The organism is Rhizobium sp. 16-488-2b (assembly GCF_017741815.1).
Lineage (GTDB): Bacteria > Pseudomonadota > Alphaproteobacteria > Rhizobiales > Rhizobiaceae > Rhizobium.
The window spans coordinates 145,187-164,546 of record NZ_JAGHMF010000008.1; the positions used below are offsets into that span (position 1 = coordinate 145,187).

The following is a 19,360-nucleotide window of genomic DNA, read 5'->3' on the forward strand; positions in this document are numbered from 1 at the left end:
GGCCGTCACCATCAAGGAGCTCCCATGACCGCGGAATTCATCAGCGTAAGCTTTCCAAACGCGTCGAACGACCTGAACCCGCTGCCGGATGCGCCCGTCGACCCGCTCTTTCTGGAACGCTACGCACGCGCCCTTGACGACTACGGCTTCAACTACACCCTCATTCCCTACTCCTCCTCGTCCTTCGATCCCTTCACGCTCGGCGCCACGGTGCTGGCGCATACCAAGAACATCAAGATCATCGTCGCGCTGAGGCCGAACACGGTCTACCCGACCGTGGCGGCGAAATCGCTCGCGACGCTCGACCAGCTGAGCGGCGGCCGCGTCGTCGTCCACTTCATCGCCGGCGGCAGCGACGATGAGCAGGCGCGTGAAGGCGACTTCCTCAGCAAGGAAGAGCGCTATGAGCGGCAGGAAGAGTATATCCGCATCTTGCGCCTCGCCTGGACATCCAAGGAGCCCTTCGATTTCGACGGGAAATACTATCAGTTCAAGCAGTTCCGCAGCGCCGTTCGCCCCACCAACGGTCTCATCCCGATTTCGCTCGGTGGCTCCTCGGATGCGGCCTATCGCATCGGCGGCTCGCTCTGCGACATCTTCGGGCTCTGGGGTGAGCCGCTCAAGGAGACCAAACAGCAGATAGACCGGATCTACGCCGAAGCCGCGAAGGCCGGCCGCACGGATCGTCCGCGCATCTGGGTCACTTTCCGCCCGATCGTCGCTGAAACCGACGAACTCGCCTGGGAGAAGGCCCACAAGGTTCTCGATCAGCTGACCGCCAACCGCCAGAAGGGCCTGGCGCGCGCGCCGATCAACGCGACGCCGCCAGCCAATGTGGGCTCGCAGCGCCTGCTCGATATCGCGGCTCGCGGCGACGTGCATGACCGCGCGCTCTGGTATCCGACGGTAACCGCCACCAATGCAAGCGGCGCGACCACAGCACTCGTGGGTTCGCCGCGCACCATCGCCGATTCGATCCTCGACTATATCGACCTCGGCGCCGACCTGATCTCGATCCGAGGCTATGACAATTTCAACGATGCGGTCGACTACGGGCGCTACATCCTGCCGCTGGTGCGCGAGGGCATCCGCGAGCGGGAGAACGCCAAGAAGAAGAACGCCGCATGATGCATGCGGTCCGTCCATTGCGCCGGACCGCAGCTCTCTCTCAGCGTCCGCCTGAAAAGCATCCTCCCGAGACGAGAAGGATGCACTCCGACAGCCAGAAGGCCTCAGCATGCCCTATAACCAGATCGCCCTTGATGACGCCGTGCGCATCCTTGCGGAAGCTGCACCCGAAGCCGATCAGACAGGCCAGTTTCCCTGGGCTGGCATTCGTGCCGTCCATGAAGCCGGGCTGCTCGAAAGCACGGTTTCCGGCCGCTACGGCGGCAAGGGCGGTACGCTGAGCGATGCCGCCCATATCCTCGCTGCACTTGGCCGGGGCGATCCATCGGTGGCACTGATCAGCGCCATGACGATCTTCAACCATCTTGGCCAAGCGACCAAGAACCACTGGCCCGATGATCTTTATCGGCGCCTGCTGGCCGAGGCGAAGGAGCGTCCGCTGCTCCTCAATGCCGCCCGCGTCGAGCCGGAACTGGGCTCCCCCGCCCGTGGCGGGCTTCCCGCCACCGTCGCGCGCCGCACTTCAAACGGCTGGGCGATCACCGGCCGCAAGCGTTTCGTGACCGGTGCGTATGGCCTCACGCATTTCCTCGTCTGGGCGCACACAGATGAGCTCTCGGCTCGGGTCGGGACATTCGTCGTGCCGAACGGCCTGCCGGGCATTCGCGTCATAGAGAACTGGAAGAGCCTCGGCATGCGCGCGACGGGCTCCCATGACGTCGAATATGTCGATGTCGAGATCCCCACGGAAAACGCGCTGGAATTGGTCGACCCATCCGTTGCCCAGCAGGACAACCGCGCCCACGCCGCGATGAACCTCGCGCTGACTGCGATCTATCTCGGCGCCGCCGAGGCCGCACAATCGGCCTTCATCCGTTTCGCGCATGAACGCATTCCCTCCAACCTCGGCCACCCGATCGCGCGGACCGAGAGGTTCGTCACGCTATCGGGCGAAATCGACCTTCTTGTTTCCGGCGCCCGCGAGATCATCTTCGGCGCGCTCGCATCGACGGATGGTGCTGCCGAAAGGCTGATCCGGGCCCGCCTGATCGCCGGCCGCCAGCTGCGCGAGGCGGTGCAGCTCGCCGTGCGCGGCCTTGGCAATCCCGGCCTCAATGCCGATCTCGGCATCGAGCGGCATTTCAGGGACGTTCAGTCGGTGCTGGTGCACGCGCCGCAGGAGGACACGTCGATCTCGATGCTGGGCCGCGCCGCCTATCAGAAATGGAACGTCGAGGAGGCCGCTCGCTTGGAGCGCTCTGCGGCCATACCGGTGCTCAAGACGGCGTAGCGAGAAACCGTCGCGGCATCTTCTTGCATCTGAAACATCTGCATGTGCGGACCGGCATTCAGGCCAGTCGCACCCCTCGAATAACGGGAAGGCCCGTGAAAGGAACTTTGATGAGCAACGATCTTATTGTCGGCTTCTCGGGCAATATCACCCGCCCCTCGAGCACCAAGCGCTTCGTCGAAAGCGTAACGGCGTCGCTCGCCGAGCGCGCGGGTCTCGATCATGTGGTATTCGATGTCGAGGATTTCGGCCCGGCGCTGGCGACCGCACGCTCGATCGCCGATCTCGATACCAAGGCCCAGGCAGTGATCCGCACGATCATCGAGGCGGACGCCCTCGTCATTGGCTCGCCGACCTACAAGGGAAGCTATACCGGCCTCTTCAAGCATGTGATCGACCTGCTCGATCCGGCCGACCTGCGCGGCAAGCCGATCATCCTGACCGCAACCGGTGGCGGCGATAGGCACGCGCTGATGGTCGAGCATCAGCTCCGCCCGCTGTTTGCCTTCTTCGAGGCCTTTGTCGTCCCGACCGCCGTCTATGCCGCGAGCCGCGACTTCACCGATGGCGCCCCCTCGCCCGCAATCACTGGCCGCGTCGAACAGGCGCTGATCCAGGCAGCCGCGCTAGTGCGCACCCGCTCCGCGCCCACGGCGATCGCCGCGGAATAGTCGAGCGGTACCGCATCTGGCAATGCGTTTTTTCGAGATATTCAGGCAGAGCCAGAGGCGAGACTAGGCATGACAGGACAAAGGAAATACGTGGTCGGCATCACCGACCACATGTTCGGCACGCCTGACCTCGAGGCGAAGCTGTTGGGCGACGAGGTCGAGAGCGACTACTTCGCGACCACCGACGAAACGCTGTTTTCGCCGGAGCGCCTTGCCCGCCTGGATGCGCTGATGGTTTGGGGTGCGCGGCTCGGGGCCAGGAGCATCGCCCATCTTGCGCGCTGCAAGGGCGTGGTGCGCTATGGCGTCGGCTATGAGAAGATCGATCTGCCGGCGCTTTCGGCCGCCGGTATCCCGTTTGCGAACAATCCGGATTACGGCACCGAGGAGGTCGCCGACCACGCCGTCGCGATGATACTCTCGCTGCACCGTCGGCTGTGGGAACATGACGCCCGTGCTCGCGGCTACACGTCCGGCTGGCAAGTTCACAGCTTGAAGCCGCTCCCGCGCTCCAACCGCGCCACGGTCGGCGTCATCGGCGTCGGGCGGATCGGCACGGCTGTCATCAATCGCCTCAAGCCTTTCGGCTTCCGCATCCTGGGCTACGATCCCGGCCAACCGCGCGGCCATGAAAAGGCGATCGGCTACGATCGCGTCGACCGGATAGACGAACTCCTTGCCGAGGCGGATATCCTAACGCTCCACTGCCCTGTCAATCCCGAAACACGTGGTCTTCTGGACGCGCAGACGCTCTCGCGGCTGAAGCCCGGAGCGATCCTCGTCAACACGGCACGCGGCGAGTTGCTCGATGATCTCGATGCGCTTGAGACCGCGCTGCGAACCGGCCATCTGGCGGCAGCCGCGATCGATACGCTGGCCGAGGAGCCGCCACGGGACCATTCTCTTCTGACCGCGTGGCGCAACAGGGAAGATTGGCTCGCGGGGCGCCTGGTGATCACCCCCCACAACGCCTTCTACTCCGATCACGCCGCAATCGAGATGCGCCACAACGCGGCGATGACGGTGAAGATCCTGCTGGAGGAAGGCTATCTCAGAAATCGGGTAGAGGCCTGACGTCAGGTGCGTGGCATCGAACTCTACTCAGTCCGCAAACAATTTGATTTACTTCGATAATTCCCGTGGCAAGTTGTTGCCCGCGATAATGAAGAATTCAAACAGGACCTGACGCATGAGCAATAAATTTCACCAGCCTGTCGATGCCGCCAAGGTTCCGCGTTTTGCAGGCCACGCGACATTCATGCGGCTACCGGCGGTAGACTCGGCCGTGGGCCTCGACATCGCGCTGGTCGGCATTCCGTGGGATGGCGGAACCACGAACCGGGCCGGCGCCCGGCATGGGCCGCGCGAGGTCAGAAACTATTCGAGCCTCATGCGCAGCACGCATCACGTCTTCAAGATCGAACCCTTCAAGATCGCCAACATAGCCGATGTCGGCGATGTCGCCGTCAATCCGATCGATCTGATGGATGGCCTGCGCCTGATCGAAGAGGGCATCGCGGAGATCGTCTCAGCCGGCGCCATTCCGTTGTCTGTCGGCGGCGACCATCTGACGACGCTGCCGGTGCTTCGCGCGGTAGCGAAAACCGGTCCGGTCGGTCTCATCCATTTCGACGCGCATTCCGACACCAACGATACCTATTTCGGCGACAACCCATACACCCACGGAACGCCATTTCGCCGGGCGATCGAAGAGAAATTGCTCGATCCACGGCGGATCGTGCAGATCGGAATTCGAGGATCGACATATAGTCCAGATGAGCACGGCTGGGCCGTCGAGCAGGGTGTCCGCATCATCTATATGGAAGAATTCGTGCGCCGGGGCGCCGAGGAGGTGATGGCGGAAGTCAGAGCGATCGTCGGTCAAAACCCCGCCTATGTGACCTTCGACATCGACTCCATCGATCCCTCCATGGCGCCCGGCACCGGAACGCCCGAGATCGGCGGGTTCAGCACCCGCGAGGCTCAACAGATGGTCAGGCTCTTGGATGGGCTGAACCTTGTCGGCGCCGACCTCGTCGAGGTGGCGCCGCCGTTCGACCTCGCGGGTATGACCTCCATCGCAGGCGCAACGATGATGTTTGAACTGATGTGCATCCTCGCCAGGCAGATCGATCGAAATCGAAAAGCCTGAGGGTTATTCATCAGGCAGGCGTTGCTCGGCAAGCGAGAGCTCATGGATCCAATTGTCGAGCGCGACAGCAGCGGCGTGCCCTTGGATAACGATCTCCGGCACCAGGTCGATATCCGGCAGACTGCCCAGGCCGAGAGGGCCCATTGCGAACAAGCCTTTGGAGCCCTGCGGTTCCGATGCAGTTCGACCGCAGCGATCGACGACAATGCCAAGGTCGACCACGTCACGCCTTGCGAGGCCCGCGCGCAGAACGGAACGATACAGCGGCGATTCCAGATCCGTTGGCCTGGACCGGCAATCGACGGCCCGGCTGGCGTAGAGTACCTCAAGACCTGCCGGTCCTGAAAAAAGCACACCATTCGACGCGATACGTTCAACCTTGCCCTTGCGCAGCGTAATGGCACCGTCTGCAATAGCCCGATGAAGGCGCTCGAAGTGCTCGGGCGGCAGACGATTTCGATGGCTGTCGTATATGGCGCGCACATGGCGCTTGAAGCGACCGCGTTCCTCCGCGCTCAACTCCTGCCACAAGTCATGGGCACGCGACCTGAAGCCGTTCATGATCCCTTGCCAGCCGGAGCCATCTGCATTGGCGACCTCCGCCGCCCGACGCAGATGCCGGAAGGCACCGCGAAGCGTGCGCGGAAACGGCTCCTCGGACACGATCGGCCCCACGGCCGAGCGGGCATGCGATTGCGGCAGGAAACCCGAAGCCGATATCAGTGTGACGTGTCGTGCCTGACTATTGGCCAACAGGCGAAGGGCCCGATCGACTGCCCGAACGCCGGCGCCGATCACCACGACATTGTCACCAGCAGGACCTGCCTGTCCTTCCGCTGTATTCTCACGTAGTCCGTAGCCAGTGGCGAGAAATACCGTATCGAAGCGGGCGTTTTGCCGCTCGCCAAACGAAAGCGAAAAGCCCAATTCCTCGCTGTGATCGAGGCCCGTCACGATCTCGGGACAGATCTGCACGACGACATCGGTCCTGCTTTGCAACGCTTCTGAGAAGCGCTGATGCACGTACTGGGAAAACAGCTCTCCTGATACAAATGACTGATCGCGGCCCGTTCGCTCGCAACCGACGGCTTCACCAAGCTTCTGCTCTGCTTCCAGCCATCTGCTGAAATCGTCGCGAACCCCGGGATCGACGGACAGATCGCGAACCCGGCTGTTGAGCAACGTCGTCGCCGATTGGCTCACGCTCCTGCTGATATCGACCGTCTGCTGCGGATCATACATGACAAGATGGAACGGCCGTTTGACCGTCCTAAGCAGCGCGATGGCGGTCAGGATGCCGGTGAAGCCACGGCCGACGATTGCGACCTTGAAGAGTGAACGTGTCTGTCGATCTTGTGGTCGTCTGGAAAAATGGGAGGGGAGCTGTGTCATGCGTCAGTTCCTTTCCTGCATTGGTCCGGCAGCATGCGCCGGTAAATCACGGATCGGGATGAAGGCATAATTATCTACTAAAAGCATAGAAATAATAACCGCGATGGCAAGCCCCTTTTTGTGAGGCCACGATTTGGGGCTCTTACGGCAAGCCGCGTTGCTGCCCCGCTGAACCGCGCTATCCGCGACGCCCACGAAATGACTTTCCTCACCTCGAGTAGTTTATGGATTTAATGTTCTTTTCTTTCGCCTGAGGATATTTCATCCCTATTCGACGCAGCTTGGGAGAGCACGAGATGGACAGGATACCTCATGCAACGGGTCGAATTCGCCAGCTGACCGCCCGACTGGCAAGCGAGGAAGAAGTGATCGCGACATCGAACCAGTTCGCCAGCCGCCTTCGGGAAAAGTCACCGACGTTCGATCAGTATCGGCGACTAAGCGGCAATGAATTCGAAGCACTATCGCAATCCGGGCTATTGGCCATTACCGTTCCTCCGGAATATGGCGGCATCGACATATCCAATACCGTTCTCGCGAAGATCACCGCGATCATCTCTGAAGCCGATGCCCGGATTGGCCGGATCGTTGAGAGCCATTTTTACATTCTTGAGGCGTTGCGGACCGACGGCACGGAAGAGCAGAAGCGCTTCTTCTTCGGACGTGCGCTTGCCGGTGACAGGTTCGTCGGTGTGTCGACCGAACGCGATTCGGAGGCCGCCACCTATGAGGAGCTCAAGATTACCCGAGATGGATTGGGCTATCGCGTCAACGGGCGCGGGCGCGATGTCGCAAACGTGGCGTTCGCGGATTGGATTTCCATCGTCGCGCTGAACGACGAGGATAGGTTGATCATATCGTTCATCCAACATGGGACAGAAGGTGCGCGAACCGTCAGCGACCATGCTAGCGGCGCAGCGGTTCTGGACAATGTCTACATCCATGCTGACGCCGTGGTCGCGCACCACAAGAGCTTTGAGCGCCCCACGGCGGTTGGAGCATTGGGTCAAATCCTTGACGCTAGCGTTGACCTCGGGGTGGCTCGAAGGCGCTTTGCAGACGTGATCGCGGTCATCAAAATGCGCTCTCGATCGCCAGCTTACGGCCGAGCCCATGAAAGTTCAGGAGATGCTAGGTCTCTCACCCGCGTTGGAGAGTTGGCCGTTCAGCTGGAGGCCGCGACTGCCCTCATCGAGAGCGCCGGCCTCAAGGCCGACATCGCGCAGATCGAAACGACCCAAGAAAACGTGACGGCAGCCACGCTTGCTGCGGGCGCGGCCAAGGTTCTGACCTCGGAGATTGCTATCGACGCTTACGAAACTTTGATTGAACTCGCCGCAGCATCATCCGTCGGCAGCGGCCTCGATCGCCTCTGCCACGCGACCGACACCCGCGCGCTGCAATATCCCGCGCATCGGAAATACCACGCCGCCCTCGGCAATTACCATCTTAACGGTGTGACGCCCAGCAGCACCTTGGGCGTATAGAAGATGAGAAAGCCTTGTGGCTCATGTGTTTCCGTAAAGGCTGGTTATTGCCCGGATTGCGGATTTCCCTTGAGCGCGGGGGCTGCGGTACAGGACTCGCGGATCATGAGCTCTGGTTTCAGCACGACCCGACGAGCTGTTTCGGCTGGCTGCTGAAGGCGCTCCAACATCCTGCGTCCCGCCATCCGGCCAATCTCCGTCGGATGCGTGGCAACCGACGTGATGGGCGGCCTGATGATTTCGCCATTGTGCACGTCGTCGAAGCCCACGAGCGAGTGATCACGACCGATCGTGATGCCAAGATCGTGCAGGCCGGCCGATAAACCGATCGCGATGACGTCGTTGAAGCACAATGTTGCCGTGCAATCCAAATTGAACTCAAAGATGGACTTCGTGGCCGCCGGAATGTCGGTCAGGCGCATGGGCATGGCCAGCAGTGAATTGCCTTTTAGGGAATGCTCGTCCATGGCCGCCGAAAAACCATCCACGCGCTCGCGATACGCCGAATGCATGGCACCGTGAACCGCGAAGACAATCTGAGAATGCCCTAGCCCAACAAGATAGTTCACTGCTTGCCGTACACCGAGGCCATAGTCGACCCCAACGTAGTCCAGTTGATCGGTAACGTAGCGCAGCAATTGAACAACCGGCATCGGGCCGAGAGCATTGTCAGATAGCCAATTTTGCTGCGTGCCGGCGGCCGGGCAGACAATGACACCATTGACTCCGTGCTCGCGCATCCGGCGCAACACGTCGTGCTGCCTGCCGAGATCGTCGTGGCTGTTGGCCAGCAGAACAGCGAGACCGGCCTGATCAAGTATCTCTTCGATGCCAGCCAGTAATCTTGAGAAGAATGGGTTCGCGAGATTCGGAATGACGAGCCCAACCACGCGACTCTGTCCTGCCCGTAGTCGGGCCGCGGTGAGGTTTCGAACATAACCAAGCTTTTCGATCGCGGCTTCGACCTTCTTGCGGGTCTCCGATGAAACCAGCGGGCTTTCCCTGATGACAAGCGAAGCCGTCGCACGAGAAACACCTGCTTCCTTAGCGACATCGATCAAAGTGACCTGTCGATGAATGTCAGGGCTGCTTGCCATGCTCAACTCCTCCCATCAGCATGTCCCGCCTATACGACCTCGCTCCTACGCGGTCCACCGAAATAGAATACCTGCAATGCGTCATCGCATTGCAGCGCACGCATTTCGCACATGCAACAATAACGCATTGACTTAGATCGATCTAAATACGAAAAGACCTGCGTCATTTCGACCCTCGCCCCTCTGAAATGGACGTCGCGCCGAAATCGATCCCTCGATCACAACCACCTTGCCGATGGCATTGCGGGCGCAATCTCGCATGCCTTCTGGAGCGATAAATTATGAACAGTCCCTCTGAAACGCCGGCCGACGCCTGGCACCTGGCTCCCCAAGTAAGCCGAAGATCCCTACTGTCAGGCACGGCCGCGCTGGTCCTGTCCGCAGTAATGCCATCCGCGTTGTGGGCGCAGGAAGCAGCCCTGGCCAAGAACCCGCAATTCTATGCCGTCTCCAAGGCTATCACGGCAAAGCCTCTTCTGTCGGGAACTACGTCGGATCGTATTTACGAGGCGCTGCTATCCGATCATAGCGATCTTGCCGCGACACTGGACGCGCTGGCCGCCATCGCCGGTGCGCAGCCGGATGCGAACGCCTTCAAGCGAGCCGCCGAACAGGCCGGCCACGGCGAACTTCTGCTCGCCATTCTGACCGCCTGGTACACCGGCACCGTCGACACCAAGAAGGGACCTGTGGTCGTCGCCTACAAGGACGCACTGATGTATCGCCCCGTCGAGGACGGACTTACCGTGCCGACCTACTGCAACAAGGGTCCGATGTGGTGGACCGGCCTGCCGCCGGAAATGACCCGCATGCCAATCAACAATCCGAAAGTGCTCTGATCATGAAATCTCCCGTCTTTTCGAACGGCGATGCGACGGCCGACGTCGTGATTGTCGGCTCCGGCGTTGTCGGCGCTCTGATCGCGGACCAACTGGCCGGCGAGGGAAAAAGCGTTCTGGTTCTGGATGCAGGACTTCGCATCGAGCGCGCCCAGGCGGTCGAAAACTGGCGAAACATGCCGTTCAAGAACCGAGCCGGCTCGGACTTCCAGGGCCTCTACCCGCAGTCGAAATGGGCGCCTGCGCCACTCTATTGGCCGGAGAACAACTATGTGGAGCTGTCCGGCCCTGACGGCAAAGGCTTCAAGCAGGGATATTTGAAGACCGTCGGCGGAACGACCTGGCATTGGGCGGCCTCAAGCTGGCGACATCTGCCTGTCGACCTAAAGATGCGCTCCACCTACGGTGTCGGCATCGATTGGCCGATCTCCTACGATGAACTCGAGCCGTATTACTGTCGTGCCGAGGAGGCCATGGGGGTCGCCGGGCCAAACGATCCGGCACTACAATCGCCTGCCGAGCGCAGCCGTCCCTACCCAATGGACATGGTGCCATGGAGCTATGGCGACAAGCGCTTCGCGGAAATCGTCAACGCTCATGGCTATCGTTCGGTACCAATCCCGCAGGGCCGGAGCACGCGTCCGTGGAATGGTCGACCGACCTGCTGCGGCAACAACAACTGCCAGCCCATCTGTCCGATCGGCGCCATGTATAACGGCATCCATTCGGTCCAATCGGCCGAAGCCAAGGGTGCGGTCGTGCTCGCGGAATCGGTGGTTTACAAGATCGACACGGACGAGAACAATCGGGTCACCGCCGTCCACTGGTACGACAACGAACATCGTTCCCACAAGGCGACGGGCGAAGCCTTCGTCATTGCCTGCAATTCGATGGAATCGCCGCGCCTGCTGCTGGCGGCGGCCAATGAGCGCAATCCGGCCGGCATCGCCAACTCCTCCGATCAGGTCGGTCGCAACATGATGGACCATTCCGGTTTCCATTGCTTCTTCCAGGCGGAAGAACCGCTGTGGATAGGCCGCGGTCCGGCTCAAAGCAGCTGCCTCGTTGGCCCGCGCGACGGCGCGTTCCGCTCGGAATATTCGGCCAACAAGATGATCCTGAACAACATCACGCAGGTGACCGGCGCCACAAGCGCGGCGCTCAAGCAGGGGCTGGTTGGCGCCGAACTCGATGCCGAAATCCGCAAGCGCACGATCCACGGTGTCGATCTGTCGATCAGTCTCGAGCCTCTCCCAGATCCGAAGAACCGCATCACGCTAAGCAAGACTCGCGTGGATCCGCACGGCATTCCGTGCCCCGATGTCTACTACGATGTTGGCGACTATGTCCGCAAAGGCTATGACGCGGCCGTCCTGCAATTGCAGCACATCGCCTCGCTCTTCAATGCGACCGACGTCAACATCACCAAATCGCTCAACGCAAACAACCACATCATGGGCGGCGCGATCATGGGCAGCGACAAGACCTCCTCGGTCGTCGACGGAAACTGCCGTGCGCACGACCACTCCAACCTCTGGATCGCCGGCGGCTCAGCAATTCCCTCCGCCAGCGTGGTCAACAGCACGCTAACAATGGCGGCGCTCGGCATAAAGGCCGCCGACGACATCTCTCACGTGCTGGGAGCATGACGATGCGGATACGACATAAGATGAAGAATGCCGCGCTGGCCGCACTGCTGCTTGGCACTGCCGCGGGGGGCGCGAACCAAGCCTTCGCTCAATCTGCTTCCGAGAATCAGGCCGCACTTATCGAAAAAGGTCGCATGGTCGCCACCGGCGCGGACTGCATGGCATGCCATACAGTCCCCAAAACCGGCAAGCCTTTCGCCGGCGGATACGGGATCGTCTCGCCACTCGGCACGATCTTCTCGACCAACATCACTCCCTCGAAAACTGCCGGTATCGGCAACTACAGCGAGGCGGATTTCTCGAGGGCCGTGCGCTTGGGCATCCGTAAGGATGGAGCTCACCTCTATCCGGCCATGCCCTATAGCGCCTATGCGGAGATGACTGACGACGACATTCGCGCGCTCTACACTTATTTCATGAATAGCGTAGAGCCCGTCGATACCGCGCCGAAGCAGGAAACCGCCCTGCCGTTCCCGTTTAACATCCGCTTGTCGATGGCGGGCTGGAATCTGCTTTACGCGACCAAGCACCCCTACGTCGAGGACACCACGAAGAGCGCGGAGATCAACCGCGGCGCCTATATCGCTGGCGCGCTCGGCCACTGTAGCTCGTGCCACACGCCGCGCGGCCTGCTGATGGGCGAAGACGGCGGCGCCTTCCTTGGCGGCGGTTTCGTTGGTCCCTGGTATGCGCCGAACATCACCTCTGATCCTGTCAGCGGTATCGGCGGATGGAGCGACGACGAACTCGTGCAGTATTTCCGCACCGGCCACGCCGACGGGAAGAACCAGGCCGCGGGCGGGATGGCCGAAGCCATCCAGAACAGTCTGCAATACCTTCCCGAAAGCGATCTCCGTTCTCTTGCGAAGTATTTGAAAACCGTACCGACCATTCGTGATCAGGCCGACGCCCAGCCTGCCCATGCGTTCGGCTCCGCCCACAGCGACGAAGCGAATATCCGTGGCGTCTACCGACCAAACGAGCACAACAGCCTTCGCAACGGGGAGGAACTCTACAGCGGCTATTGCGCGAGCTGCCATCAGCCGGATGGCGCGGGCAGCGAAAACCAGGCTTATCCCTCACTGTTCCACAACACGGCGACGGGAGCGGGCAAGCCCGCCAATCTCGTCGCGGCAATTCTCAACGGTGTCGAGAGGACGACAGGTGAACACGAGGTGCTGATGCCGAGCTTCGGTCCCGGCTCCTACGTCACGCCGCTCAGTGACAAAGAGATAGCAGATATCTCAAATTATGTGCTCAAACGCTTCGGCAATCCTGAAGCACATGTGACGATGGAAGATGTCGCGATCGCACGTAGCGGCGGCCCGGTACCCCTGCTAGCAAAGATGCAGCCTTACATCCTGCCCGCGATAGCTGCGGCAGCGTTTGTGGTCGTGCTGGCCGGCGGCATCTTGGTGTCTGTTCTTCGACGGCGCCACAAGACGAGCGTGGCGATAGGCTAACAGCCGAGCAAGACGTACAGTCTGATACATACAATCGAACGCCGCCCAAGGGCGGCGTTCTCCATCTCTGTTAGCGCGGCATTCCGAGCAGTCAACGTCAGCCGGCAACCTTGGTCAGCCGGTGAAGCGCGAAATCAGCAAAGTAGTCACCGACGCCGAGCGCATGGAAACGTCGCATCGCGGCGCCCTCCATATGAGCGCGCCATTTGGCCTCACTCTCCCAGCTTTCCACGAAGACGCGAACGCGTCCGTCGTCGAGCGACTGGTGCAGTTCGTAGCGCAGGCAACCATCCTCGACCAATGTCTCGGCAACAAGCTTTTCCTGGGCTTCACCAAGAAGCACTTCCTTGCCCGCTTTGGCGGTGGTGATGGCGATAATGGTCAGCGGTTCGTTGGCCATCGATCGTCCTCAAGCAATGGTGTTGACGAGGCCGCCTTCGGCACGCAGCGCAGCGCCGTTCGTGGCCGATGAGCGAGGGCTGGCGAGATAGGCCACGAGGTTGGCCACCTCTTCGGCATCCACCATGCGCTGCAAGATCGACGCGGCACGCGCCGTCGCGAAGAATTCGGCCTCGATTTGCTTGATCGGCGCGGACGGGTCGCTGGCCTGGCTGCGCAGAAACGCCTCGATGCCTTCTGAACGTGTCGGTCCCGGCAGGACCGAGTTGACGGTGACGTTGCTGCCGCGCGTCAACTGCGCCAGTCCGCGCGAGATCGACAGTTGAGCGGTCTTGGTCGTTGCGTAGTGGATCATGTCCTGCGGAATGGCGAGGCCGGATTCGCTCGAAATGAAGATGATACGCCCCCAGTTGCGCTCCAGCATGCCGGGAAGATACGTCCGCGACAGGCGCACACCGCTCATGACGTTGACGTCGAACAGGTGGCTCCAATCGGCATCGGTGATATCGCCGAAGGCCTTGCTCTCGTAGATGCCGAGATTGTTGACGAGGATATCGACCGCAGGCGCCGCCTTGGCGATGATTTGAGCACCTTCGGCACTGGCGGCATCGGCCAGCAATCCGGTCACGTCGGATTTGCCGGTTGCCTTAATGGCGGCGACGGCCGCATCGAGCTTGGAGCCGTCGCGCCCGGTGATGATGACGCGCACGCCTTCCGCCGCGAGCGTACGGGCGATTTCAAGACCGATACCGGCGGTGGCGCCGGTCACGAGTGCGGACTTTCCGGTGAGTTGCATGTCCATTGCGGGGCTCCAAGTGTTGTGTTGATGAACACAATCTATGACTTTGCCGCCGAATGGACTATTGCTTTCAGAGAACATGCACCTGTGAACAAGGATCATCAATGCCACGTATCCTGATGGAGCGCTCCGGTGAGATGGAAGTGTTTGCGCGCGTTGTGCGCGATGGCGGCTTCTCCGCCGCGGCCCGCAACCTCGACCTCACGCCATCGGCGGTCAGCAAGCTGATCGCGCGCCTAGAGGCCAGGCTCGGCACGCGGCTCCTGTTGCGCACGACCCGCGCCCTGACCCTGACCGAGGAAGGGGAAGCCTATCACCATGCGGCGCTGAAAATCCTGCAAGCGCTAGACGATGCGGATCAGGAAGCTGCGGGAGGTGCGATCAGGGGTCGGCTCAGGATCAACGCAACCATTCCCTTCGGTACGATGTTCGTGGTGCCGGCCATACCGGATTTCATTGCCCGCAATCCCGATCTGATCGTTGACCTCAGCCTGACCGACAGCATCGTCGATCTGGTGGCGGAGCAGACTGATGTCGCCATCCGGATGGGCAATATGCCAGACAGCGGGCTGATCGCCCGCAAACTGGGACAAAGCCGACGCGTGGTCTGTGCCGCGCCGAGCTATCTCGAACGCCGCGGATATCCGGCAACACCCGGGAATCTCGAACAACACGACTGCCTGACATTCAATTTCCGGCGCGCGAGACCGTCATGGCCATTTCGCGTCGCGGGACGCGAGGTTGGCCAGCCAGTGAAGGGCAGCATCGTTGTCAACAACGGCGAGACGATGAAGCAGATGGTGCTCGCGGGCGCTGGCATCGCCCGCATTGGTCTGTTTCATGTGGCAGACGACATCAGGACCGGACGGCTGGTGCCGCTGCTCGAGGAACACAATCCAGGAGACCTGGAATTGGTTCACGCCGTCTACGTGGGCGGCGGGCCGCTGCCCAACCGCGTCCGTGCCTTCATAGAGCACATGGTCGTCACCCTGGCCGGTTCGCCTCTGCTCCATGGAGAGGCGAACCGATGATCACGGCAAGGGGCGATGGCTCGTTCGACATGACATCGTAGATGCAGGGCGATGCGAGGACCGCCGCGATCATGACCGCAAAGACAGCTATCTTCATTGCAATGTCTCCCTTGCCGCCCACTCAGACCAATGTCAGCTCGACGGCGATGTTGCCGCGCGTTGCCTTCGAATAGGGGCATGTCTGGTGCGCATCCTCAACGATCGCGCGCGCGAGTTCTGGATCGATCCCCGGCAGGCTGATTGCCAGGCGCGCCTGCAGGAAATAGGCGCCATCGGTCGTTCCGAGATCGACCTCGGCGTTCACCGCCGTCTCGGCCGGGAGCCTGAGCTGGCGCTTGCCAGCGGCCTTGGTCATCGCGCCAATGAAGCAGGCCGACCAGCCGGCCGCGAACAGTTGCTCCGGATTGGTGCCCGGCTTGCCACTGCCGGGAGGCGACAGGCGAACGTCGAGCTGTGCGTCGTCGCTGCGGGCAACCCCCTCGCGGCCGCCTGTGGTGTGGGTCTTGCCGGTGTAGAGAACGGTATCAATCTTGGTCATGGAACACTCCTTTGTTGCGTCGCCTTTTGTTATCGCTTGGGCGACGTTGGCTGACAGGGAGTGTTTTGATGGATCCGCGTATCCGGCGTGTTTCGGAAAATGGCGGAAGTGTATCAGAACGTACGCAACGGCTTGGGGACATTCAGGCTTACAAAAAGCGCCCAGCCACCGGCGAAGAGGACCGGCCTTAGCGGAACCGGACCTCGGCCGCGAGGCCGCCATCCGTGCGGTTGTAAAGCCGCACCGAGCCGCCGATCGTTCCGGCGAGCTGCTGGGCAATCGCCAGCCCGAGCCCCGTCCCGCCTGTATCCCGGTTGCGCGATGTCTCGACCCGGAAGAAGGGCTGCATGGCGCTTTCAAGCATATCGTCGGGAATACCGGGCCCGCGATCGAGAACGGTGACGACAACATCGCCCTCCATGCTCCGCTCGACGGCAATCTCAGCACTGCCCGCAAACTTCAGCGCATTGTCGATGAAGTTCGTGAGTATCCGCCGCAGCGCATGCGGCTTGGTCGAGGCCGTGCCTTGAACGACGCCAAGCACGGTCACGGCCTTTCCAGTGTCTTGATAGTCGTAGGCGATGCTGTCGATGAAAGAGGAGAGATCGATACGGGAGTTTTTCTCGCCGCTGCCATGCGAGCTTCTCGCATAGGCAATGCCGTCCTGCACCAGTCGCTCGATTTCGCGCAGGTCGTTGACCAGCTTCTCCCTCTCGGGCGTGTCGTCGGCCATGTCGGCGCGTAGCCGCATGCGGGTGATGGGTGTCTGCAGGTCGTGCGAGATCGCGGCCAGGATCTGCACGCGTTCCTCCAGATAATGCGCGATACGGTCGCGCATCGCGTTGAAGGCGCGGGCGGCGTGGGCGACTTCGCTCGGGCCCCGCTCGCTCATCGGCTCGCCCTTCTTGGACGGATCGAGCGTATCGGCGGCGGCGGCAAGCGCGCTCAGCGGACGAATGGCCAGGCGCACGGCAAACCAGGTGCATATGAGGAGAAGCGCCATCTGCGCGGCGAAGACATAAGGCAGCCACTCCGCCAACGGCATGACGCCGCGCGGCGTGACGTCGATCGTCAGCGGCGAACCATCGGACAGCGTCAGATGGGCCTGAAGCCTCTTGCCGTCACCGGGGATGGACTCGACCTTGAGGGGAAACTTGTGGCCCGCCGCTTCTTCGATCCGTTCCGCGATCTCGGCGCCCCGGCCGGACATGTCGGACACGCCAGGCAGGCCCGGACCGAGAACGAGGCGATAGTTGCCACGGCTCAGGCGATCGACCCAGTCGGCCCGCTCATTGGCCGGAAGGCGGTCAATGACGGCGATCGAGGTCGCGAGATCGCTTTCCAGCGTGCCCAGCATGACGGCTTTCGCCGACATGTAGCGTTCGGCAAAGAGGATGCTGAACGACAGGCCATAGGCGATTGCCAGACCGGCAAACAGGATGAGAAAGAGCCGGGAACGCAACGAACCCGGCCACCAGCCGATGCGAGGGCGCGCCTCGCTCATGTCCTCGGCTCCGATATCTCAACCGGAACGGAGAAGACATAGCCTTCGGCGCGCACCGTCTTGATATAGGTCGGCTCGCGCGCATCGTCGCCCAGCCGCTGGCGCACGCGGCTCACCAGAAGATCGATCGAGCGGTCGAACAGCTCCGCATCGCGGCCCTGTGTCAGATTGAGCAGCTGGTCGCGATTGAGCACGCGTTGGGGATGATCGATGAAGACACGGAGCAGCCGGTATTCGGCGCCGCTCAGGGCGATCTCGGTCCCCTCCTTGTCGAGCAGGTGGCGGCCGACGGTATCGAGACGCCAGTCGCCGAAGGTCAGGAGCTGACCGGCCTCGGTGATCTGCAGATTGGGCGGCAGCATGCGCGTCCGGCGCAACACCGCCTTGATCCGCGCCAAAAGCTCGCGCGCGGCGAAGGGCTTCGGCAGATAGTCGTCGGCGCCCATTTCAAGGCCGATAATCCGGTCCATCTCGTCGTCACGCGCCGTCAGCATGACCACGGGTATGGCCTTGTGCTTGCCGGCCCTGAGCTCACGGCACAGCACCAGGCCGTCGTCACCCGGCATCATCACGTCGAGCACGATCAGATCGACGGAATTGCCTTCGAGAAAGCTGCGCATCTGGCGGCCATCGGCGGCAACGGTGGTGCGCAGGCCGTTCTTCTTCAGGTAGCTCGATACGAGCTCGCGAATCTCACGATCGTCGTCCACGATCAGAATATGGTCGATGTGCTCCATGTCTCGTCTTTCACACGATTCGCGCTCGTAAAGTCAGCATTAATTTCGCGTCGGCCACCGCGAGTAAAGGGGATTTCGCGCGGGTGGCCGATCGCTTTAGAACGACGCGACGTCGATCACGGCCTGGGCAAAAGCCTCGGGAGCTTCCTGCGGCAGATTGTGGCCGATGCCACCAGTTACGTTGCGATGCTCGTAGCGGCCCGAGAACTTGGCCTTGTAGGCCGACGGGTCGGGATGGGGCGCGCCATTGGCGTCGCCTTCCATGGTGATGGTAGGCACGGTGATGACAGGACCCATGGCCAGCTTCTTTTCATAGGCATCATACTTCGCCTCGCCTTCGACGATCCCAAGACGCCAGCGATAGTTATGGATGGTGATGTCGACGTGGTCGGGATTGTCGAAGGCCGGTGCCGAACGATCGAAGGTCGCGTCGTCGAACTTCCAGGTGGGCGACGCGGTTTCCCAGATCAACCGTACGAAGTCGCGGGTATTGGCGGCATAGCCTGCGCGGCCGCGCTCGGTGGCGAAGTAGAACTGATACCACCAGGCAAGTTCGGCCTTGGGCGCGAGCGGCTTCTTGTTGATCTCCTGGCTGCCGATCAGGTAGCCGCTGACGGAGACCAGCGCCTTGCAGCGTTCCGGCCAGAGGGCGGCCATGATGTCGGCGGTGCGGGCACCCCAATCATAACCGGCGACAATCGCGCTCTCGATCTTGAGCGCATCCATCAGCGCGATCATGTCTGCTGCAAGCGCGGCCTGCTGGCCGTTGCGTGGCGTATCCTTGGATAGGAAGGTCGTGGTGCCGTAGCCGCGAAGATAGGGGACGATCACGCGGTATCCCGCATTTGCAAGGATCGGAGCGACGTCGACATAGCTATAGATATCATAAGGCCAGCCATGCAGGAGCAGGACGGCGGGACCGTTTGCAGGGCCGGCCTCGGCGTAGCCGATATTGAGCACGCCGGCCTTGATCTGCTTGAGCGATTCAAACGACTGGTGCCCGCCGACCTTCCTTGCAGGCGAAGCAGCAGCGGTCTGCGCGTTTGCGAGCGTTGCGGCGCCGAACTCGACAGCGGCGACGGTCATTGCGGCAATGCCGAAGAAGCGGCGGCGGTCGAGGTTGATTGCGTTGGTCATGGGTCTCTCTCCTGTCCGTGTTGACTATGATCGCCATAAAGCCGAC

Annotated in this window: 18 protein-coding genes; 10 read left to right on the forward strand and 8 right to left on the reverse strand. The window is 61.5% G+C overall.

What is annotated here, in order from left to right:
- Positions 1-24 precede the first annotated feature (24 nt).
- From J5286_RS09375 to speB, 5 genes are all read left to right on the forward strand, one after another.
- Complete coding sequence (locus J5286_RS09375) at positions 25-1,128, forward strand: LLM class flavin-dependent oxidoreductase (RefSeq protein WP_209190093.1); 1,104 nt, start codon at positions 25-27, stop codon at positions 1,126-1,128.
- 109 nt (positions 1,129-1,237) lie between these two features.
- Complete coding sequence (locus J5286_RS09380) at positions 1,238-2,419, forward strand: acyl-CoA dehydrogenase family protein (protein WP_209190094.1); 1,182 nt, start codon at positions 1,238-1,240, stop codon at positions 2,417-2,419.
- Positions 2,420-2,529: 110 nt separating this feature from the next.
- Positions 2,530-3,090, forward strand: a complete 561-nt coding sequence (gene msuE / locus J5286_RS09385; RefSeq protein ID WP_209190095.1) for an FMN reductase — start codon at positions 2,530-2,532, stop codon at positions 3,088-3,090.
- A gap of 69 nt (positions 3,091-3,159) precedes the next feature.
- Positions 3,160-4,164 carry a C-terminal binding protein gene (locus J5286_RS09390; RefSeq protein WP_209190096.1) on the forward strand — a complete coding sequence of 335 codons (1,005 nt, stop codon included), beginning with the start codon at positions 3,160-3,162 and terminating at the stop codon, positions 4,162-4,164.
- A gap of 115 nt (positions 4,165-4,279) precedes the next feature.
- Positions 4,280-5,242: an agmatinase gene (gene speB / locus J5286_RS09395; RefSeq protein ID WP_209190097.1), complete on the forward strand. Its 963-nt coding sequence runs from the start codon at positions 4,280-4,282 to the stop codon at positions 5,240-5,242.
- Between the two features lie 3 nt (positions 5,243-5,245).
- Here the strand turns inward: speB and J5286_RS09400 are convergent, their stop codons facing one another.
- On the reverse strand, positions 5,246-6,634 hold the full coding sequence (locus tag J5286_RS09400; RefSeq protein ID WP_209190098.1) for an FAD/NAD(P)-binding protein: 1,389 nt from the start codon (positions 6,632-6,634) through the stop codon (positions 5,246-5,248).
- Positions 6,635-6,930: 296 nt separating this feature from the next.
- Here J5286_RS09400 and J5286_RS09405 point away from each other — a divergent pair, with 296 nt between their 5' ends.
- Positions 6,931-8,121: an acyl-CoA dehydrogenase family protein gene (locus tag J5286_RS09405; RefSeq protein ID WP_209190099.1), complete on the forward strand. Its 1,191-nt coding sequence runs from the start codon at positions 6,931-6,933 to the stop codon at positions 8,119-8,121.
- A gap of 44 nt (positions 8,122-8,165) precedes the next feature.
- Here the strand turns inward: J5286_RS09405 and J5286_RS09410 are convergent, their stop codons facing one another.
- Complete coding sequence (locus J5286_RS09410) at positions 8,166-9,218, reverse strand: LacI family DNA-binding transcriptional regulator (protein ID WP_209190100.1); 1,053 nt, start codon at positions 9,216-9,218, stop codon at positions 8,166-8,168.
- Positions 9,219-9,499: 281 nt separating this feature from the next.
- Here J5286_RS09410 and J5286_RS09415 point away from each other — a divergent pair, with 281 nt between their 5' ends.
- Genes J5286_RS09415 through J5286_RS09425 form a run of 3 tightly spaced genes read left to right on the forward strand, consistent with a single transcriptional unit; the run spans position 9,500 to position 13,169 of the window.
- The gene (locus tag J5286_RS09415; protein WP_209190101.1) at positions 9,500-10,057 is read left to right on the forward strand and encodes a sugar dehydrogenase complex small subunit; all 558 of its coding nucleotides are present in this window, start codon (positions 9,500-9,502) and stop codon (positions 10,055-10,057) included.
- Between the two features lie 2 nt (positions 10,058-10,059).
- Positions 10,060-11,706: a GMC family oxidoreductase gene (locus tag J5286_RS09420; RefSeq protein ID WP_209190102.1), complete on the forward strand. Its 1,647-nt coding sequence runs from the start codon at positions 10,060-10,062 to the stop codon at positions 11,704-11,706.
- 20 nt (positions 11,707-11,726) lie between these two features.
- Complete coding sequence (locus J5286_RS09425) at positions 11,727-13,169, forward strand: cytochrome c (protein ID WP_245205627.1); 1,443 nt, start codon at positions 11,727-11,729, stop codon at positions 13,167-13,169.
- Between the two features lie 97 nt (positions 13,170-13,266).
- Here J5286_RS09425 and J5286_RS09430 read toward each other — a convergent pair whose 3' ends face one another.
- Positions 13,267-13,569: a putative quinol monooxygenase gene (locus J5286_RS09430; protein WP_209190104.1), complete on the reverse strand. Its 303-nt coding sequence runs from the start codon at positions 13,567-13,569 to the stop codon at positions 13,267-13,269.
- Between the two features lie 9 nt (positions 13,570-13,578).
- Positions 13,579-14,370, reverse strand: coding sequence for an SDR family NAD(P)-dependent oxidoreductase (locus tag J5286_RS09435; RefSeq protein ID WP_209190105.1), 792 nt, complete (start codon positions 14,368-14,370; stop codon positions 13,579-13,581).
- 101 nt (positions 14,371-14,471) lie between these two features.
- On the opposite strand from J5286_RS09435, the gene J5286_RS09440 reads away from it, so the two are divergent.
- Positions 14,472-15,398 carry a LysR family transcriptional regulator gene (locus J5286_RS09440; protein WP_209190106.1) on the forward strand — a complete coding sequence of 309 codons (927 nt, stop codon included), beginning with the start codon at positions 14,472-14,474 and terminating at the stop codon, positions 15,396-15,398.
- Between the two features lie 121 nt (positions 15,399-15,519).
- On the opposite strand, the gene J5286_RS09445 is transcribed toward J5286_RS09440, so the two are convergent.
- The 4 genes from J5286_RS09445 to J5286_RS09460 all read right to left on the reverse strand — a co-directional run bounded on the left by J5286_RS09445 (position 15,520) and on the right by J5286_RS09460 (position 19,314).
- A complete protein-coding gene (locus J5286_RS09445) occupies positions 15,520-15,936 on the reverse strand; it encodes an organic hydroperoxide resistance protein (protein ID WP_209190107.1) in 417 nt (138 codons plus the stop codon).
- Positions 15,937-16,123: 187 nt separating this feature from the next.
- Positions 16,124-17,440 carry an ATP-binding protein gene (locus tag J5286_RS09450; RefSeq protein WP_209190108.1) on the reverse strand — a complete coding sequence of 439 codons (1,317 nt, stop codon included), beginning with the start codon at positions 17,438-17,440 and terminating at the stop codon, positions 16,124-16,126.
- Entirely contained in the window at positions 17,437-18,177 is a 741-nt protein-coding gene (locus J5286_RS09455) for a response regulator (RefSeq protein ID WP_018898117.1), read from the reverse strand. Before J5286_RS09455 ends, J5286_RS09450 begins: the two co-directional genes overlap by 4 nt.
- Before the next feature lie 96 nt (positions 18,178-18,273).
- Positions 18,274-19,314 carry an alpha/beta fold hydrolase gene (locus tag J5286_RS09460; RefSeq protein ID WP_209190109.1) on the reverse strand — a complete coding sequence of 347 codons (1,041 nt, stop codon included), beginning with the start codon at positions 19,312-19,314 and terminating at the stop codon, positions 18,274-18,276.
- Between the last annotated feature and the right edge of the window lie 46 nt (positions 19,315-19,360).

Coding starts and splice junctions, on each gene's coding strand:
- J5286_RS09445 (WP_209190107.1), bottom strand. CDS start 15,936: ATGACCAAGATTGATACCGTTCTCTACACCGGCAAGACCCACACCACA.
- J5286_RS09425 (WP_245205627.1), top strand. CDS start 11,727: ATGAAGAATGCCGCGCTGGCCGCACTGCTGCTTGGCACTGCCGCGGGG.
- J5286_RS09455 (WP_018898117.1), bottom strand. CDS start 18,177: ATGGAGCACATCGACCATATTCTGATCGTGGACGACGATCGTGAGATT.
- J5286_RS09435 (WP_209190105.1), bottom strand. CDS start 14,370: ATGGACATGCAACTCACCGGAAAGTCCGCACTCGTGACCGGCGCCACC.
- msuE (WP_209190095.1), top strand. CDS start 2,530: ATGAGCAACGATCTTATTGTCGGCTTCTCGGGCAATATCACCCGCCCC.
- J5286_RS09440 (WP_209190106.1), top strand. CDS start 14,472: ATGCCACGTATCCTGATGGAGCGCTCCGGTGAGATGGAAGTGTTTGCG.
- J5286_RS09390 (WP_209190096.1), top strand. CDS start 3,160: ATGACAGGACAAAGGAAATACGTGGTCGGCATCACCGACCACATGTTC.
- J5286_RS09460 (WP_209190109.1), bottom strand. CDS start 19,314: ATGACCAACGCAATCAACCTCGACCGCCGCCGCTTCTTCGGCATTGCC.
- J5286_RS09380 (WP_209190094.1), top strand. CDS start 1,238: ATGCCCTATAACCAGATCGCCCTTGATGACGCCGTGCGCATCCTTGCG.
- J5286_RS09405 (WP_209190099.1), top strand. CDS start 6,931: ATGGACAGGATACCTCATGCAACGGGTCGAATTCGCCAGCTGACCGCC.
- J5286_RS09375 (WP_209190093.1), top strand. CDS start 25: ATGACCGCGGAATTCATCAGCGTAAGCTTTCCAAACGCGTCGAACGAC.
- J5286_RS09420 (WP_209190102.1), top strand. CDS start 10,060: ATGAAATCTCCCGTCTTTTCGAACGGCGATGCGACGGCCGACGTCGTG.
- J5286_RS09450 (WP_209190108.1), bottom strand. CDS start 17,440: ATGAGCGAGGCGCGCCCTCGCATCGGCTGGTGGCCGGGTTCGTTGCGT.
- J5286_RS09415 (WP_209190101.1), top strand. CDS start 9,500: ATGAACAGTCCCTCTGAAACGCCGGCCGACGCCTGGCACCTGGCTCCC.
- speB (WP_209190097.1), top strand. CDS start 4,280: ATGAGCAATAAATTTCACCAGCCTGTCGATGCCGCCAAGGTTCCGCGT.
- J5286_RS09430 (WP_209190104.1), bottom strand. CDS start 13,569: ATGGCCAACGAACCGCTGACCATTATCGCCATCACCACCGCCAAAGCG.
- J5286_RS09400 (WP_209190098.1), bottom strand. CDS start 6,634: ATGACACAGCTCCCCTCCCATTTTTCCAGACGACCACAAGATCGACAG.
- J5286_RS09410 (WP_209190100.1), bottom strand. CDS start 9,218: ATGGCAAGCAGCCCTGACATTCATCGACAGGTCACTTTGATCGATGTC.